This is a genomic window from Amycolatopsis samaneae (assembly GCF_039541975.1).
Taxonomy (GTDB): domain Bacteria; phylum Actinomycetota; class Actinomycetes; order Mycobacteriales; family Pseudonocardiaceae; genus Amycolatopsis; species Amycolatopsis samaneae.
The window spans coordinates 70,288-84,678 of sequence record NZ_BAABHG010000015.1; the positions used below are offsets into that span (position 1 = coordinate 70,288).

General features: G+C 72.1%; 16 protein-coding genes. 8 read left to right on the plus strand and 8 right to left on the minus strand.

All coding sequences use genetic code 11. The annotated features are described in order from the left end of the window. Positions 1–4 precede the first annotated feature (4 nt). Positions 5–709 (plus strand): response regulator, encoded by a 705-nt coding sequence (locus ABD987_RS33650; protein WP_345403491.1) that lies wholly within the window; start codon positions 5–7, stop codon positions 707–709. Between the two features lie 5 nt (positions 710–714). Next, positions 715–1,353, plus strand: coding sequence for a response regulator (locus tag ABD987_RS33655; RefSeq protein ID WP_345403494.1), 639 nt, complete (start codon positions 715–717; stop codon positions 1,351–1,353). Positions 1,354–1,382: 29 nt separating this feature from the next. Here ABD987_RS33655 and ABD987_RS33660 read toward each other — a convergent pair whose 3' ends face one another. The 3 genes from ABD987_RS33660 to ABD987_RS33670 all read right to left on the minus strand — a co-directional run bounded on the left by ABD987_RS33660 (position 1,383) and on the right by ABD987_RS33670 (position 3,285). Beyond that, positions 1,383–1,901, minus strand: a complete 519-nt coding sequence (locus ABD987_RS33660; RefSeq protein ID WP_345403497.1) for a hypothetical protein — start codon at positions 1,899–1,901, stop codon at positions 1,383–1,385. A gap of 141 nt (positions 1,902–2,042) precedes the next feature. Continuing rightward, positions 2,043–2,444, minus strand: coding sequence for a hypothetical protein (locus tag ABD987_RS33665; protein ID WP_345403500.1), 402 nt, complete (start codon positions 2,442–2,444; stop codon positions 2,043–2,045). A 46-nt stretch (positions 2,445–2,490) separates the two neighbouring features. Continuing rightward, entirely contained in the window at positions 2,491–3,285 is a 795-nt protein-coding gene (locus ABD987_RS33670) for a carbon-nitrogen hydrolase family protein (protein ID WP_345403503.1), read from the minus strand. A gap of 86 nt (positions 3,286–3,371) precedes the next feature. On the opposite strand from ABD987_RS33670, the gene hisD reads away from it, so the two are divergent. Genes hisD through ABD987_RS33695 form a run of 5 tightly spaced genes read left to right on the plus strand, consistent with a single transcriptional unit; the run spans position 3,372 to position 7,908 of the window. After that, positions 3,372–4,697, plus strand: a complete 1,326-nt coding sequence (hisD, locus tag ABD987_RS33675) for a histidinol dehydrogenase (protein ID WP_345403507.1) — start codon at positions 3,372–3,374, stop codon at positions 4,695–4,697. Beyond that, positions 4,694–5,794: a histidinol-phosphate transaminase gene (locus tag ABD987_RS33680; RefSeq protein ID WP_345403510.1), complete on the plus strand. Its 1,101-nt coding sequence runs from the start codon at positions 4,694–4,696 to the stop codon at positions 5,792–5,794. Before hisD ends, ABD987_RS33680 begins: the two co-directional genes overlap by 4 nt. Next, positions 5,791–6,390 carry an imidazoleglycerol-phosphate dehydratase HisB gene (gene hisB, locus ABD987_RS33685; protein ID WP_345403513.1) on the plus strand — a complete coding sequence of 200 codons (600 nt, stop codon included), beginning with the start codon at positions 5,791–5,793 and terminating at the stop codon, positions 6,388–6,390. The genes ABD987_RS33680 and hisB overlap by 4 nt, the downstream gene beginning before the upstream one ends. Next, positions 6,387–6,545, plus strand: coding sequence for a hypothetical protein (locus ABD987_RS33690; protein ID WP_345403516.1), 159 nt, complete (start codon positions 6,387–6,389; stop codon positions 6,543–6,545). Before hisB ends, ABD987_RS33690 begins: the two co-directional genes overlap by 4 nt. A 4-nt stretch (positions 6,546–6,549) precedes the next feature. Then, complete coding sequence (locus ABD987_RS33695) at positions 6,550–7,908, plus strand: cryptochrome/photolyase family protein (RefSeq protein ID WP_345403519.1); 1,359 nt, start codon at positions 6,550–6,552, stop codon at positions 7,906–7,908. Between the two features lie 6 nt (positions 7,909–7,914). On the opposite strand, the gene ABD987_RS33700 is transcribed toward ABD987_RS33695, so the two are convergent. Continuing rightward, positions 7,915–8,628, minus strand: a complete 714-nt coding sequence (locus ABD987_RS33700; protein ID WP_345403522.1) for a hypothetical protein — start codon at positions 8,626–8,628, stop codon at positions 7,915–7,917. Positions 8,629–8,659: 31 nt separating this feature from the next. Further along, positions 8,660–10,861, minus strand: a complete 2,202-nt coding sequence (locus ABD987_RS33705; protein WP_345403525.1) for an MMPL family transporter — start codon at positions 10,859–10,861, stop codon at positions 8,660–8,662. Between the two features lie 224 nt (positions 10,862–11,085). On the opposite strand from ABD987_RS33705, the gene ABD987_RS33710 reads away from it, so the two are divergent. Continuing rightward, positions 11,086–11,655 carry a TetR/AcrR family transcriptional regulator gene (locus ABD987_RS33710; RefSeq protein ID WP_345403528.1) on the plus strand — a complete coding sequence of 190 codons (570 nt, stop codon included), beginning with the start codon at positions 11,086–11,088 and terminating at the stop codon, positions 11,653–11,655. A gap of 153 nt (positions 11,656–11,808) precedes the next feature. On the opposite strand, the gene ABD987_RS33715 is transcribed toward ABD987_RS33710, so the two are convergent. The 3 genes from ABD987_RS33715 to soxR all read right to left on the minus strand — a co-directional run bounded on the left by ABD987_RS33715 (position 11,809) and on the right by soxR (position 14,381). Continuing rightward, entirely contained in the window at positions 11,809–13,233 is a 1,425-nt protein-coding gene (locus ABD987_RS33715) for a S1C family serine protease (RefSeq protein WP_345403531.1), read from the minus strand. Positions 13,234–13,313: 80 nt separating this feature from the next. Continuing rightward, on the minus strand, positions 13,314–13,874 hold the full coding sequence (locus tag ABD987_RS33720) for an RNA 2'-phosphotransferase (protein ID WP_345403534.1): 561 nt from the start codon (positions 13,872–13,874) through the stop codon (positions 13,314–13,316). A 45-nt stretch (positions 13,875–13,919) separates the two neighbouring features. Further along, entirely contained in the window at positions 13,920–14,381 is a 462-nt protein-coding gene (gene soxR, locus ABD987_RS33725) for a redox-sensitive transcriptional activator SoxR (RefSeq protein WP_345403537.1), read from the minus strand. Positions 14,382–14,391 lie beyond the last annotated feature (10 nt).

The following is a 14,391-nucleotide window of genomic DNA, read 5'->3' on the forward strand; positions in this document are numbered from 1 at the left end:
GCAGATGACGGACGAACGACCGGGCGGGACGGCGGAGACCGCGGGCAGCACGCGGATCCGGGTCGCGGTGATCGAGGACCACCCGCTGTACCGGCGGTCGGTGGAACGGGTGCTCGCCGAGGCCGGGGGCATCGAGCTGGGTGCCGTCGTGGACTCGGTCGCCCGCTTCCACGTGCACCGCCAGCCGCCGGGCAGCGTCGTGCTGCTCGACCTCGGGCTGCCCGGGGTCGCCGGTGCCGCCGCGGTGCTGGAGGTGTGCGAGCTCGGGCACCACGTCCTCGTCGTGTCGGCGCAGGCGGAGTCCGAGCAGGTGCTCGGCGCGATCGCGGCCGGGGCCAAGGGTTTCCTGTCCAAGGACGTCGACATCGACGAGCTGCTCATCGCCATCCGGACGGTCGCCGAGGGTGGCGCGTACGTCTCCGCGGTGGTGGCCGGGATGATCATCAAGGACAACACCGACCGGCCCGCGGTGGGCCCCGACGCGGAGCTGTCCCGCCGGGAGGAACAGGTCCTGCGGCTCGTCGCGGCGGGCGAGCGGGACATCGACATCGCGACCATCCTGGACATCGGCGTGCGCACCGTCCGCGGCTATCTCGACCGGGTCCGCGACAAGACCGGGTACCGGCGGCGGCCCGACCTGGTGAAGGAGGCGATCCGGCGCGGGCTCGTCGGGCCGTCCGGCGCGCCGCGGCGTCCGGCAGGGCGGTGACCGGCGTGACCTCCGAGGGCGACCGCATCCAGGTCGCGGTGATCGAGGACCACCCGCTCTACCGCGACGCCGTCGCGCGGGTGCTCACCGAGGCACCCGACATCGAACTCGGTGCCGTCGCCGACTCGGTGGCGCGGTTCGCGGTGCAGCAGCAGCCTCCGGGCAGTGTCGTCGTGCTCGACCTCAAGCTGCGCGGTGTCGCGGACGCGGCGGCCGTGCTGGAGGTGGGGCACATGGGGCACAAGGTGCTCGTGGTGTCCGCGCACGCCGAACAGCCCGAGGTACTGGGCGCGATGCAGGCGGGCGCGAAGGGTTTCCTGTCCAAGGACGTCGACGGCGACGAACTGCTGCGGGCCATCCGCACCATCGCCGAGGACAACGCGTACGTGTCGCCGACACTCGCCGGGATGATCATCCAGGACAGCGACGATCGGCACGCCGGGCCGAAGATCGTGTTGTCGGAGCGGGAAAAGCAGGTGCTGCGGCTGGTCGCGGCCGGTGAACGGGACGTCGACGTCGCGGAGATCCTGAACATCAGCGTCCGGACCGTCCGGTCCTATTTGGACAGAATCAGGGACAAGACCGGGGAACGGCGGCGCGCCGGGTTCGTCCGCGTCGCCATCCGCGAAGGCCTGCTGCGCTAAAGCGGCGTGAGGGCGAGGATCCGGACGCATCACGAGGCCAGCGCCTGGCGCAGCCGCCGGGCCTGTACGGCCAGCTGGCTGGAGCCGTTCCGGTCGGCCAGCGCGTCCAGTTCGGGCAGGGGCTCGCGGATTTCGGCCTGCCCGGCCAGTTCCACCGCCAGCGCCAGCAGATCGGCCAGCCGGTTGGCGGGCTTCTCCGCCGCGGGTGCCACGGCGTAGGGCAGCCCGGCGGCCAGCATCTCCCACACCTGCGGCCCCGCACCCGCCGCCGCCAGCTCGCGCAGCGCGGGCCGGTCGCCGCCGCAGGTGACCACCGGGTCCAGCCACGACGACCGGGCCGGGAGGCGGTGGTCGGCCCTGGCGACCTGCGCGATCGCCTGGAGCCCGCGCGCGGCGATCGCCGGGCTGGTGAGGAAACCCGTGAAGAACCGGGGACTGGCGGACGGACCGGCGAGCGTGGTGCCGCCCGCGGTCTCCAGCCGGAGACGTCCGCTCGGCAGGTCCAGCGCGGACGAGCGCGGATAGCGGTAGACGTGGGTCCCGGTCATGCGGGAAAGCGCGGTGCTGCCGACCGCCTCCTGCTCATGCGAACGGCATACCAGCGGCACCGTCCCCGCTGACCGAGAAAGGTCGGAAAGTCCACAATGGCTGCACTTTCGGCCCGGTTGTGCCGTTGACGGCACACCGCGCTAGGCGGACGCGTAGAAGTCCGGATCCTCTTCGTCCGGTGTGGCGGGCGCGAACTGCCGGAGCGTTCCGTCGCGGAACATCCAGAGCCGGAAGAACGACTCCTCCTGATCCATCAGGAAGACCTGGACCTGGTTGGGCTGCCGCCACGGGAGCCGCCCGACCCGGTCGAGCAGCGCGTCCAGGTCGGCATGGTTGAGCGCGCCCGCCCAGACCACGCATTCCGGGTACTTCCAGCCGCCCCACTGGGAGTCCTGGCCGGTGGTCTCGGCGAGGAAGCCGCAGCCCCGGCCCGGCCTGCCGTCCCGCAGCGGCGCCTGCGTCCGCAGCCACTCGCTCAGCGCCTCGGCCTGACGGTTGTCATCGAGGGCGACCGACATCATCATGTTCGCGACCCAGCTCACGGTGGCATCTTCGCCGACCGGTCCGCCGCGCCGCGAGCGAATTGAGTCACAGCCGCCGGTTCGCCAGCGCTCCGGTGGCCTCACGCGCCTTCGCCGCGACCGCCTCCTCGACGTCCACGACCACCGTCTCCGGTCCGGCGCCCAACTGGGCCCGCACCCGGCCGAAGCCGTCGGACACCGTCGAGTACCCGATCCCGGTCGGCGCGTTCGGGTTCACCTCGATCCCGCTCGCCGCCGGGTCGGCCTGCCCGCAGCCGAGCACCCAGCAGCCCGAGTCCAGCGCGCGGGCCCGCACCAGCACCTCCCACTGCTCGCGCTTGCCCTCGCCCGCGCCCCACGAGGCCGGCACCACGACGACGTCCGCGCCGTCGTCGGCCAGCGCGCGGAACAGCTCCGGGAAACGGACGTCGTAGCAGGTGGCGACGCCGAAGACGGTCCCGCCGACGTCGAAGGTGACCGGTTTCGTCCCGGGCGCGACGGTGTCGGACTCGGCGAAGCCGAACGCGTCGTACAGGTGGATCTTGTGGTAGCCGAGATGGTGCCCACCGCCGGTGACGAGCACCGTGTTGCGGACGCGCCCGTCGTCGGCCGGGGTGAACATCCCGGCCACCACGACCACGTCGTGCTCGGCGGCCAGCGCCGCCACCGCGCTCGCCCACGGGCCGTCCAGCGGCTCGGCGACCGGGCCCAGCGGCCGCCCGAACCGGGCCATCGTCGCCTCCGGGAACACCACGACCTCGGCGCCGCCCTCCCGCGCGGCCGTGACCCCGGCGCGCACGAGATCCAGGTTCGCGCCCGGATCGTCGCCGGAACCGATCTGGCACAACCCGATACGCGGCACGGCGTCTCCTCGTCTCTCCGGGGCTCGCGGGGCACCACCGAGTATCCCTGCCGGGCGGCTCGCGGCCACCTCGTACCCTGGAGTCCATGTTGAACCGCACCGACCTGCGCGGGCAGGTCCCGACCGCCGCCGAACTGCGCGCCACGCTGCCTCGCGCCGAATACGACGTGGACGCGGCGCTGCATCACGTGCGCCCGGTGGTCGAGGCCGTCCGGGAGCGCGGGGTCGAGGCGGTGCTCGAGTACACCGAACGCTTCGACAAGGTGCGCCCGGCCGCGGTGCGGGTCCCGGCAGCGGAGCTGGCCAAGGCCCTCGACGAGCTGGACCCGCAGGTGCGCGCCGCGCTGGAGGAGTCCATCGCCCGTGCCCGCGCGGTCCACACCGGACAGCGCCGCCAGGACGTCACGACCACCGTGGTCGAGGGCGGCACGGTCACCGAGCGCTGGGTGCCCGTCGAGCGCGTCGGGCTGTACGCGCCGGGCGGGCTCGCGGTGTATCCCTCGACCGTGGTGATGAACGTCGTCCCGGCGCAGATCGCGGGCGTCGGCTCGCTGGTGCTGTGCTCGCCGCCGCAGGCCGCGTTCGGCGGGCTGCCGCACCCGACCATCCTCGCCGCCGCCCGGCTGCTGGGCGTCGACGAGGTGTGGGCGGCAGGCGGGGCGCAGGCCGTGGCGCTGCTGGCCTACGGCGGCACCGACACCGACGGCGCCGAGCTGACCCCGGTCGACATCGTGACCGGGCCGGGCAACATCTACCTCACCGCCGCCAAGCGGCTCCTGCGTGGCCTGATCGGCATTGACGCCGAGGCCGGGCCCACCGAGATCGCCATCCTCGCCGACGGGACCGCCGACCCGGTGCACGTCGCGGCCGACCTGATCAGCCAGGCCGAGCACGACCCGCTCGCGGCGAGCGTGCTCGTCACGACGTCGGAGGAGCTGGCCGACGCGGTGGAGAAGGAACTCGCGACGCGCGTCGCGGCCACCAAGCACGCCGAACGGGTCGCCGAGGCGCTGGGCGGCAGGCAATCCGGCGTCATCCTGGTGTCCACAGTGGACGACGGGATCCGGGTCGTGGACGCCTACGCCGCCGAGCACCTGGAGGTCCAGACGGAGAACGCGCGCGAGGACGCGGCCAAGGTCCGCAACGCGGGCGCGATCTTCGTCGGCGCGTACGCCCCGGTGTCGCTCGGTGACTACTGCGCCGGGTCGAACCACGTGCTGCCCACCGGCGGGTTCGCCCGCCACTCCTCGGGCCTTTCGGTGCAGAGTTTCCTCAAGGGCATCCACGTCGTGGACTACTCCGAGCAGGCGCTGCGCGAGATCGCCCCGCGCGTGGTCGCGCTGGCCAACGCCGAGGACCTGCCCGCGCACGGCGAGGCCGTCACGGCCCGGTTCGGAGGTGAGGCCCGATGACCGTCGGCGAGGAGATCACCCTGGAGCAGCTGCCGCTGCGCGAGGATCTGCGTGGCGGGTCGCCCTACGGCGCGCCGCAGCTGGACGTGCCGATCCGGCTCAACACCAACGAAAACCCGTATCCGCCGCCGCCCGAGCTGGTCGCCGACGTGGCCGAGGCGGTCCGCCGCGAGGTCGAGTCGCTGCACCGCTACCCCGACCGCGACGCGGTCGCGCTGCGGGAGGATCTGGCCGATTACCTGAGCGTGTCCACCCGTGTCGTGCTGTCCGGGGCGAACCTGTGGGCAGCCAACGGGTCCAACGAGGTGCTCCAGCAGATCCTGCAGGCCTTCGGTGGCCCGGGTCGCACCGCGCTGGGCTTCGAGCCGTCGTACTCGATGCACCCGATCATCTCGGCCGGGACGCGCACCGACTGGGTGCCGGCACCGCGCCGCGCGGACTTCAGCCTCGACACCGAGGCCGCCGCGCGGGTGGTCCGCGAGCGGCGGCCGGACATCGTGTTCGTGACCAGCCCGAACAACCCGACCGGCGGCTCGATCCCGCTGGACGGGCTGCGCGGCGTGCTGGAGGCGGCGCCGGGCATCGTCGTCGTCGACGAGGCGTACGCGGAGTTCTCCTCGCAGCCGAGCGCGGTCGAGCTGCTCGCGGAGTTCCCGGCGCGGCTGATCGTGTCGCGCACGATGAGCAAGGCGTTCGCCTTCGCGGGCGGGCGGCTGGGCTACCTCGCCGCCGCGCCCGCGATCATCGACGCGTTGCAGCTGGTGCGGCTTCCGTATCACCTCTCGAAGCTCACCCAGGCGGCAGCGCGGGCCGCGCTGCGGCACGCCGACGCCACCCTCGCGTCGGTGCACAAGCTGGCCGCCGAACGGGACAGGGTGGTGGAATCCCTGCTGGGGCTGGGTTTCACCCCGGTGCCCAGCGACGCGAACTTCGTCCTCTTCGGACGGTTCGCGGACGCGCCCGCGAGCTGGAAGTCCTATGTGGACCACGGCGTGCTGATCAGGGACGTCGGCATCGAGGGGCACCTGCGGGTGACCATCGGGACGCCGGAAGAGAACGACGCCTTCCTCGAGGCGAGCAAGGAAATCTCACGATGACACGCGTAGGCAAGGTGGAACGCACCACCAAGGAGTCGGCCATCCTGGTCCAGCTGGACCTGGACGGCACGGGTCAGGTCGAGATCTCGACCGGCGTGCCCTTCTACGATCACATGCTGACCGCGCTGGGCGTGCACAGCAGCATGGACCTCAAGATCGAGGCGAGCGGCGACGTGCACATCGACGCCCACCACACGGTCGAGGACACCGCGATCGTGCTCGGCCAGGCGCTGCGCCAGGCCCTCGGCGACAAGAGCGGCATCCGGCGCTTCGGCGACGCGTGGATCCCGATGGACGAAACCCTCGCGCACGCCGCGATCGACGTCTCCGGCCGTCCGTACTGCGTGCACGTCGGCGAGCCGGAGCAGTTCAACACCTTCACCATCGGCGGGAATTATCCGTTCGTGCTGACCCGCCACGTGTTCGACTCGCTGTCGTTCCACGCGCAGCTCGCGCTGCACGTCCGGGTGATTCACGGCCGCGACCCGCACCACATCGCCGAGGCGCAGTACAAGGCCGTCGCCCGCGCGCTGCGTGCCGCGACCGAGCCGGACCCGCGCGCCGGCGGCATCCCGTCCACGAAAGGCGTGCTGTGAGCAAGGAAATCGTCGCGGTCCTGCTGCTCGCGCTCGGCGGATTCCTCATCGGCGGCGTCTACTCGACGTGGAAGACCGCGAAGTTCATGGCCGGGGTGCTCGGCGTCGCCGCGCTGCTCGCGATCGGCGGCGCGATCGCCTGGCTGGCAAGCTAGGGGAATGACACGAGCACCGGTCGTCCTGTGGTTCCGCCGCGACCTTCGGCTGGGTGACCACGCCGCGCTGCTGGCCGCGGCGGAACACGGCGACCGGGTGCTCGCGCTGTACGTGCTCGACGACGCGCTGATCCGGCCCGCCGGTTCGCCGCGCGTGGCGTTCCTGCTCGGCTGCCTGCGCGCGCTGGACGAGCAGCTGGGCGGCAGGCTCATGGTCGTCGAGGGTGAGCCCGCCACCGAGGTCGTGAAGGCCGCCCGCGCGATCGGCGCGAGCGCGGTGCACGTCAGCGCGGACACCGCGCCGTATGGCCGCCGCCGCGACGCCGAGGTCGCGAAAGCCTTGGCGGAGCACGGAATCGAGTGGGTCGAGACCGGTTCGCCGTATGCCGTGAAGCCGGGCAGGGTGACCAAGCCGGACGGTGACCCGTACCGCGTGTTCACCCCCTTCCGCCGCGCGTGGGGACGGCACGGCTGGCGGCGTCCCGCCGACACCGGACCGTCCCTTGTGGACTGGTTGGAACCGCGCGGGTCCGTGTCGCTGCCGGAGGTGCCGGCACCGGAGGGCATGACGCTGCCCGAACCGGGGGAGGAGGCCGCGCTCCGGGTGTGGGACGCGTTCCTCGGCGACGGCGTCGAGACCTACCACGAGGACCGGGACCGGCCGGATCTGCCGGGCACGACCCGGCTTTCGCCGTACCTGCGCTGGGGTTGCGTGCACCCGAGGACGCTGCTGGCCGATCTCGACGGGGACACCCGGCCCGGCGCCGAGGCGCTGCGCGGGGAGCTGTGCTGGCGCGAGTTCCACGCCGACGTGTTGTTCCACCGGCCCGAGACCGCCCGGCGGAACTACGACCGGCGCTTCGACGCGATGCCCTGCGACACCGGAAAAGCCGCGCAGGTCGCGTTCGAGCAGTGGTGCGAGGGACGCACCGGCTACCCGATCGTCGACGCCGGGATGCGCCAGCTGCTCGCCGAAGGCTGGATGCACAACCGCGTCCGCATGGTCGTCGCGAGCTTCCTGGTCAAGGATCTGCATCTGCCGTGGCGCTGGGGCGCGCGGCACTTCATGCGCCACCTCGTCGACGGCGACCTCGCCTCCAACCAGCTCAACTGGCAGTGGGTCGCCGGGTGCGGCACCGACGCCGCGCCGTACTTCCGGATCTTCAACCCGCTCACGCAGGGGGAGAAGTTCGACCCGTCCGGCGACTACGTCCGCGCCTACGTGCCGGAGCTGCGGGAGGTGTCCGGCAAGGCCGTGCACAAACTCCGCGAGCGGCCCGAGGACTATCCGGAGCCGATGGTCGACCACGCGGCCGAGCGTCAGGTGGCCCTGGAACGCTACGGCGCCGTTACCGGCCGCTGAGCCGCGTCAGTCCTTTTCGGACCGCAGTACCGGACGCGGCTCGCCGGCGGGCAGTGGCGCCGGTTCCCCGGCGAGTCCGAGTGCGCACAGGATGTCCCTCGGCGACTTCAGCAGTTCGGGCCGGTGGTCGAGCGCGAGCTGCTGGGCGGCGGTCAGCTGGTGCACCATCAGCTCGCCTTCGGCCTTGACGATCAGCAGCGCGCCGACCCGGACCACGGCGTTGGTGAACGGCTGGAGCGAACTCAGCACGGGAGCCAGGTTCTGCATCATCGTCGCGGTCACCGTCGCGTCGGTGCTGTGCACCAGCCGGGACTCCAGCGCGTGCGCGCCGAGCAGCTTGGCTTCGGTGCCCAGCGGCGAGGCGGTCACGGTCCGGAACTTCGCGCGCAGCCGCCGGAACCACGACCCGATGACCGGTTCGTCCCGCGCGACGACCTCGCCGCCCGCCGCGCGGATCAGCGCTTCGACCGCGTCCTGGACGCGTGCGGTGTCCCTGTTCTCGTCCAGGTAGATCGAGACCGGCATCGAGCGGGCGCAGACCTCGCCGCCGTCGACGACCGGGGGCGCCTCGTCGAGTTCGCCGATGACCGGCGGCGCCGGGCTGAGCCGCCCGAAGATCTCCCCGGACTCGACGGCGAGCTTGGGGTGGGGCTTGTCGGTTTCCCCCGGGTGGTCCTTCCCGTTTCCCCTGCCGTGCGGTGCCGCCGGGTCGTCGTCCATGGGTAGAGTCTGACCGCCCGGCGGCGGCTTGTCACCGTCGCGGACCGGCTCCGACCAGTTCGCGCCCGCCGTCCCCGCGGTCCTCGTCGAGGTGCTTGGTGAGCTTCTCACCCTCGACGTCGACGTTCGGCAGGATCCGGCCGAGCCACTTCGGCAGCCACCACGCGCCGCGCCCGAGCAGCGACATCACCGCGGGCACGATCGTCATCCGCACCACGAACGCGTCCACCAGCACCCCGAAGGCCAGCGCGAACCCGATCGACTGGATCAGCGAGGACTCTGCGAGCACGAACCCGGCGAACACGCTGATCATGATCAGCGCGGCCGCGACCACCACGCGGGAACCGTGCCGGAACCCGGTGACCATCGCCTCCTGCGGGTCGGCGCCGTGCACGTGCTCCTCGCGCATCCGCGTCACCAGGAACACCTGGTAGTCCATCGCGAGTCCGAAAAGGACACCGATGAGCAGGATCGGCAGCATGCTCATGATCGGCCCGGTCGTCTTCACCCCGAGCAGGTCGGTGAGCCAGCCCCACTGGAACACCGCGACCACGGCGCCGAAGGTCGCGATCACCGAGCCGAGGAAGCCCAGCGTCGCCTTGAGCGGCACCACGACCGAGCGGAACACCAGCATCAGCAGGATGAACGCCAGCCCGACGATCAGCGCGAGGTAGGGCAGCATCGCGTCGGCCAGCTTCGCCGAGACGTCGATGTTCGCCGCCGTCTGCCCGGTCACCATGAGCTGTGCGCCGGTGCGGTCGTGCAGTGCCGCGCCGCGGTCGCGGATCGCCGAGACCAGGTCCTCGGTCTGGGTGCTGCCGGGGCCGCTCTTCGGGATCACGGTCAGCAGCGTGGTGGCGGTGACCGGGTTCGTCTTCGGCGGGCTCACCACGGCGACGTCGGGCAGCGCGAGGCTTTCGGTGGCCTGCTTGACCGCTTCCTCGGGGTTACGGCTGGCGCTGGTGTCCACCACGACCACGAGCGGCCCGTTCGCGCCCTCGCCGAAGCTGCGGCTGACCAGGTCGTACGCCTTGCGCTGGGTCGAGTCCGGCGCCGCGGTGCTGTCGTTGGGCAGGCCGAGCTGCATCGACGCGGCGGGCAGCGCGACCACGGCCAGCCCGGCCAGCGCGAGGACCAGCACCGGGATCCGGTACCGCGCGACGAACCGCGCCCAGCGCTCGCCGTGCGTCCGCGCGGACGGCTTGCGGCGCAACCGGATCCGGCCGCCTGCCACCCGGCGCCCGGCGAAGCCGAGCACGGCGGGCAGCAGCGTCAACGCGATGAGGACCGCGATCGCCACGGTGATCGCCGCCGCGACGCCCATTTCGCCGAGGAACGGGATGCCGACCACGGTCAACCCGGCCAGCGCGATGATCACCGTCAGCCCGGCGAACACCACCGCGGACCCGGCGGTCCCGGTGGCCCGCCCGGCCGCTTCCTCCGGATCCCGGCCCTCGGCCAGTTCGTGCCGGTAGCGCGACACGATGAACAGCGCGTAGTCGATACCGACGGCGAGCCCGATCATCAGCGCCAGCACCGGGGTGTTGGAGTTCAGTTCGAGGAATCCCGAGGCGAGCATGACGCCCGCCATGCCGATCCCGACGCCGATCAGCGCGGTCAGCAGCGGGATCCCCGCCGCGACCAGCGAGCCGAACGTGATGATCAGGACCACCGCGGCGATCGCGACGCCGATGCCCTCGGTCGCGTCGGTGGCGGGGACGCCCTGCACGGCGTCCCCGCCGAACTCGACCTGGTACCCGGCCTGCCGGGCAGGCGCCGCGGAGTCGAGCAGCGCCTGGCGTTCGGCGTCGGTGAGTTCGAAGCCCTTGATCGCGTAGCTGACCTGCACGAGGGCGACGTCGTGCCGCTCCGGCGCGATCGCGCCCAGCTGGTACGGGTCCGCGACCGCGGCGACCTTCGGCGCGGCCTTGAGCTTCGCGACGACGGCTTCGACGGCGGCCTTGCCCTGCTCGTCGACGACCGTGTGACCCGGCGGCGCGGCGACGACCACGCGCGCGGTGCCGCCGCCCGCCGCGGCCTGCGGGAACCGCTCGGCCAGCTGGTCGGCGGCCCGCTGTGATTCGGTGCCGGGGATGGTCACCGAGCTCGACAGGCTGCCGGACAGCGTCAGCGCGCCGATACCGAGCGCGACCAGCACCACGGCCCAGACGGTGGAGACGAGGACACGTCGCCGGAACGACAGCCTGCCGAGCCGGTAGAGGAAGGTCGCCACGAGCCGAACTCCATTCGATCCAAGCGGTGGGCCAGTCACGGGATTTTCACTCGAAGTAGTTACCTCGAAGCTAGCCGATCGGCTAGGACGCGACAAGCCGATCGGCAAGTATGTGACTAGCCGCACGGCTAGTGCATGGTTTGCCGATCGGCAAGTGCTGGAATAGGGTCGGCCGGCTGGGCGGGGCGCGGAGGCCCCGCCGGGCACCAGCAGGGGAGGACACGATGACCGCAGGCCCGGCCGGGGACACCCGGGCGCGACTGCTGCGGACGGCGCTGAAGCTGTTCACCGAACACGGTGTCGAGGGCACGTCGCTGCAGATGATCGCGGACGCGCTCGGCGTCACCAAGGCCGCGGTGTACTACCACTTCAAGGCGAAGGACGAGATCACCGAGGCGGTCGTCGAACCCGCGCTGAAGGAGCTCACCCGCATCATCACCGAGGCGGCGCGGCTCCGGCGCCGGGGCGCCCAGGTCGACTACCTGCTCGACGGGTTCGTCGACCTCGTCGTGCGGCACCGCGCGCTCGTCGCGCTGTTCTCCAGCGACCCGGGCATCAGCCGTGCCATCGAGAAGTCCTTCTTCGACGGCGGCGACGAGGACACCAAGGAAAACCTGCTGGGCATCCTCGCCGGCCCCGACGCCGACCTCACCGCGCACATCACCGCGGTCGTCACCCTGACCGGCATCGCGATGGCAGGCGGCGCGCCGCACTTCGCCGGGGTCGACGACGAAACCCTGCGCGCGGCCCTGCTCGACGTCGCCCGCCGCCTGCACCGCCGCCCCCGCCGCTGACCCGACCCTCCAGGTACGCGAGCCGACCGTCTGGGCACACGAACCGACCGTGCGGGTACGCGAACCGACCGCCCGGGTGTCCGGGCGGTCGGTGCCGGAACGGCGAACTCGCGTACCCAGCGGGTCGGCTCGCGTACCCAGGGGGTCGGACGGTCAGTTTCCGCCGAAGCCGTTGCCGAACGGGCTCTGCTGCGGGGTGATCGTGGTCTGCTGGGTGTCGGTGGTGCTGCCGAGCGTGACGGTCATGGTCTGCTCGGAGCCGTCGGCGTGCTTGACCGTGATCGGCACCTGCTGGCCCGGCGTGTGCTTGAGCACCTCGGCCTGCAGATCCGCGTACGAGTTGAGCGCGGTGTTGTCGAGCTTGGTGACCGTGTCGCCCGGCTTGATGCCCGCGGCCGCGGCCGCGCCGCCCTGCTGGACGTCCGCGAGCGGTGCGCCGCTCGCCGACTGGCGCTGCGAGCCGAGGGTGCCGGTCACGCCGAGGACCGGTTTGGTGGCCTTGCCGCTCTGCATCAGCTCGTTCGCGACGCGCTTGGCGGTGTCGATGGGGATGGAGAAGCCGAGCCCGAAGGACTGCAGGCCGCCCTGGGACTTCTGCCCGGTGTCCACGGCCGAGTTCACGCCGACGACCTGGCCGTCCATGTTCACCAGCGGGCCGCCCGAGTTGCCGGGGTTGATCGGCGCGTCGGTCTGGAGTCCGTTGTAGACGATCACCTGGCCGCCGTTGTCGTCGCTCGCGGTCACCGTGCGGGACAGCGCGCTGACGATGCCGGAGGTCACGGTGTTGGACAGCTGCTCGGGGCTGCCGATGGCGGCCACCGGCTGGCCGACCTTCAGCGTGCTCGACTGGCCGATCTTCGCCGGGGTGAGACCGCTCGCGCCGTCCAGCTTGATCACCGCGAGGTCGTAGGAGGGCGCGGTGCCGGTGACCTTCGCCGCCAGCTTCTTGCCGTCCGGGGTGCTGACCTGGATCTGACCGCTCCGGCCCGCGCCGGAGACCACGTGGTTGTTGGTCAGCACGTACCCGTCCTGGGTGAGGATGATCCCGGTGCCGGTCGCGGTGCCCTGTCCCGTCGCCACCTTGATGTCCACTGTGGACTTCATGGCGACCTCGGCGGCGTACTCGACCGAACCCGGCTTCGAGCTGACGTTCGCCGCCGACGGCGCCTCGGAGGTGAGCACGGGCGGGGTCTTGTCCGAGAACAGCGCCGCGCCACCCAGCGCGGCGCCGCCGCCGATCAGCCCGGCGATGATCGCCGTCGCGACGATCGGCATCGACACCCGGCGCTTGGCACGGGGGCCGGCGGGGGCGGGCGCGCCGAGCGGCACGGTGTAGGGCGAGGGGCCCATGCCCTGCGGGGGCGTGCCCTCGTGCGGGGGCTGGGCGGGCGGCACGCTCTGCTGCCACCACGCGTGCCCCTGGGGGCTCTGGGGGTTCTGCGGGGCCTGCGGAGTCTGCGGTGTCTGGGCGGCCTGCGGCGCCGCCGGCGGCGGCTGCGGGGTCTCCGGCGCCGGCTGCTCGTGCGGCTGCTGCGGCTGGGGGTGCTGCTCGCCCTGGGGTGGCGTGTTTTCGGCCATGCTCACACGGTCGGGCCCGAACCTGAGAAACCCCGTAGAAGCGGCTGAGAAGCGACGGTGAACTTCCTGAGGAAGGCTTCTCAGGAAGGGTCCGCCGCCAGTGGCTGGAGGAACTCCGGCGGCACGGCGGCGGTGAGCCAGACGCCGTTCGCGCTCACCTGGAACTCGTGCCCGGCGGCGGCCATGGCCGCCGCGTCGACCCGCAGCAGCACGGGGGCGCCCCGCCGCGCGCCGACCTTCGCCGCGGTGGCGCGGGTGGCCGACAGGTGTACCGCGTGCCGGTTCATCGGGCGCAGTCCCTCGGTGAGGATCGCGGGCAGGAACCGGCCGACCGTGCCGTGGTAGAGCACGGCGGGCGGCTCCGCGACGGGCAGCGCCAGGTCGACCTTGACGCTGTGGCCCTGGCTGGCCCGGATCCGCGTGCCACTCTCGTCGTAGGCGAAGCGGCGCTTGTCGTTGGTCCGGACGACCTCGTCGAGTTCGGCCCGGCTGAGCCGGAAGCCGTGCGCGGCCAGCGCGGCGAGCAGGGTGTCGATCCCGACCCAGCCGCCGGTGTCCAGGGTGATGCCGATGCGTGCGGGATCGTGCCGGAGATGGAGCGCGAGCCGTTTCGAGGCCCGGATCCTGCGTTTTTCGTTCATGACCGCACTAGTGACCCACACCGATGTGGTGCCGGGCAACCGGATTCAGAGGCCACCCTCGGTCGCGGGGCGCAGTTTGCTCGCGCCGGGGCCGAACCGGGAGAGCTGGTCCTCGGCGTTGTAGAGCCCGCAGCTGCGCAGCGAAAGGCAACCGCAGCCGACGCAGCCGGTGAGCCGGTCGCGCAGCCGTTGCAGCGCGTCGATCCGCGCGTCGAGCTCGTGCTGCCATTCCCGGGAGACCCTGGCCCAGTCCGCCTTGGTCGGCGCGTGGTCGGTGGGCAGCGAGGCCAGTGCCTCGCTGATGTCCTCCAGGCTCAGGCCGACCCGTTGCGCGGCGCGGATGAACGCGATCCGCCGCAGCACCGAGCGCGCGTAGCGGCGCTGGTTGCCCGCCGACCGCTCGGAGCTGATCAGCCCCTTCTCCTCGTAGAACCGCAGTGCGGTGTGGGGAACGCCGCTACGTTCGGCCACCTGTCCGATGCTCAGATGCTCGGCTAACCTCGTCACCGGGTCAGGC

Excerpts from the sequence above, each read along its gene's own strand:
- ABD987_RS33660 (WP_345403497.1), bottom strand. The coding sequence starts at position 1,901 with ATGACCGGGACCCACGTCTACCGCTATCCGCGCTCGTCCGCGCTGGAC.
- ABD987_RS33650 (WP_345403491.1), top strand. The coding sequence starts at position 5 with ATGACGGACGAACGACCGGGCGGGACGGCGGAGACCGCGGGCAGCACG.
- ABD987_RS33720 (WP_345403534.1), bottom strand. The coding sequence starts at position 13,874 with ATGAACGAAAAACGCAGGATCCGGGCCTCGAAACGGCTCGCGCTCCAT.
- ABD987_RS33695 (WP_345403519.1), top strand. The coding sequence starts at position 6,550 with ATGACACGAGCACCGGTCGTCCTGTGGTTCCGCCGCGACCTTCGGCTG.
- ABD987_RS33715 (WP_345403531.1), bottom strand. The coding sequence starts at position 13,233 with ATGGCCGAAAACACGCCACCCCAGGGCGAGCAGCACCCCCAGCCGCAG.
- ABD987_RS33710 (WP_345403528.1), top strand. The coding sequence starts at position 11,086 with ATGACCGCAGGCCCGGCCGGGGACACCCGGGCGCGACTGCTGCGGACG.
- ABD987_RS33700 (WP_345403522.1), bottom strand. The coding sequence starts at position 8,628 with ATGGACGACGACCCGGCGGCACCGCACGGCAGGGGAAACGGGAAGGAC.
- ABD987_RS33680 (WP_345403510.1), top strand. The coding sequence starts at position 4,694 with ATGACCGTCGGCGAGGAGATCACCCTGGAGCAGCTGCCGCTGCGCGAG.
- hisD (WP_345403507.1), top strand. The coding sequence starts at position 3,372 with ATGTTGAACCGCACCGACCTGCGCGGGCAGGTCCCGACCGCCGCCGAA.
- hisB (WP_345403513.1), top strand. The coding sequence starts at position 5,791 with ATGACACGCGTAGGCAAGGTGGAACGCACCACCAAGGAGTCGGCCATC.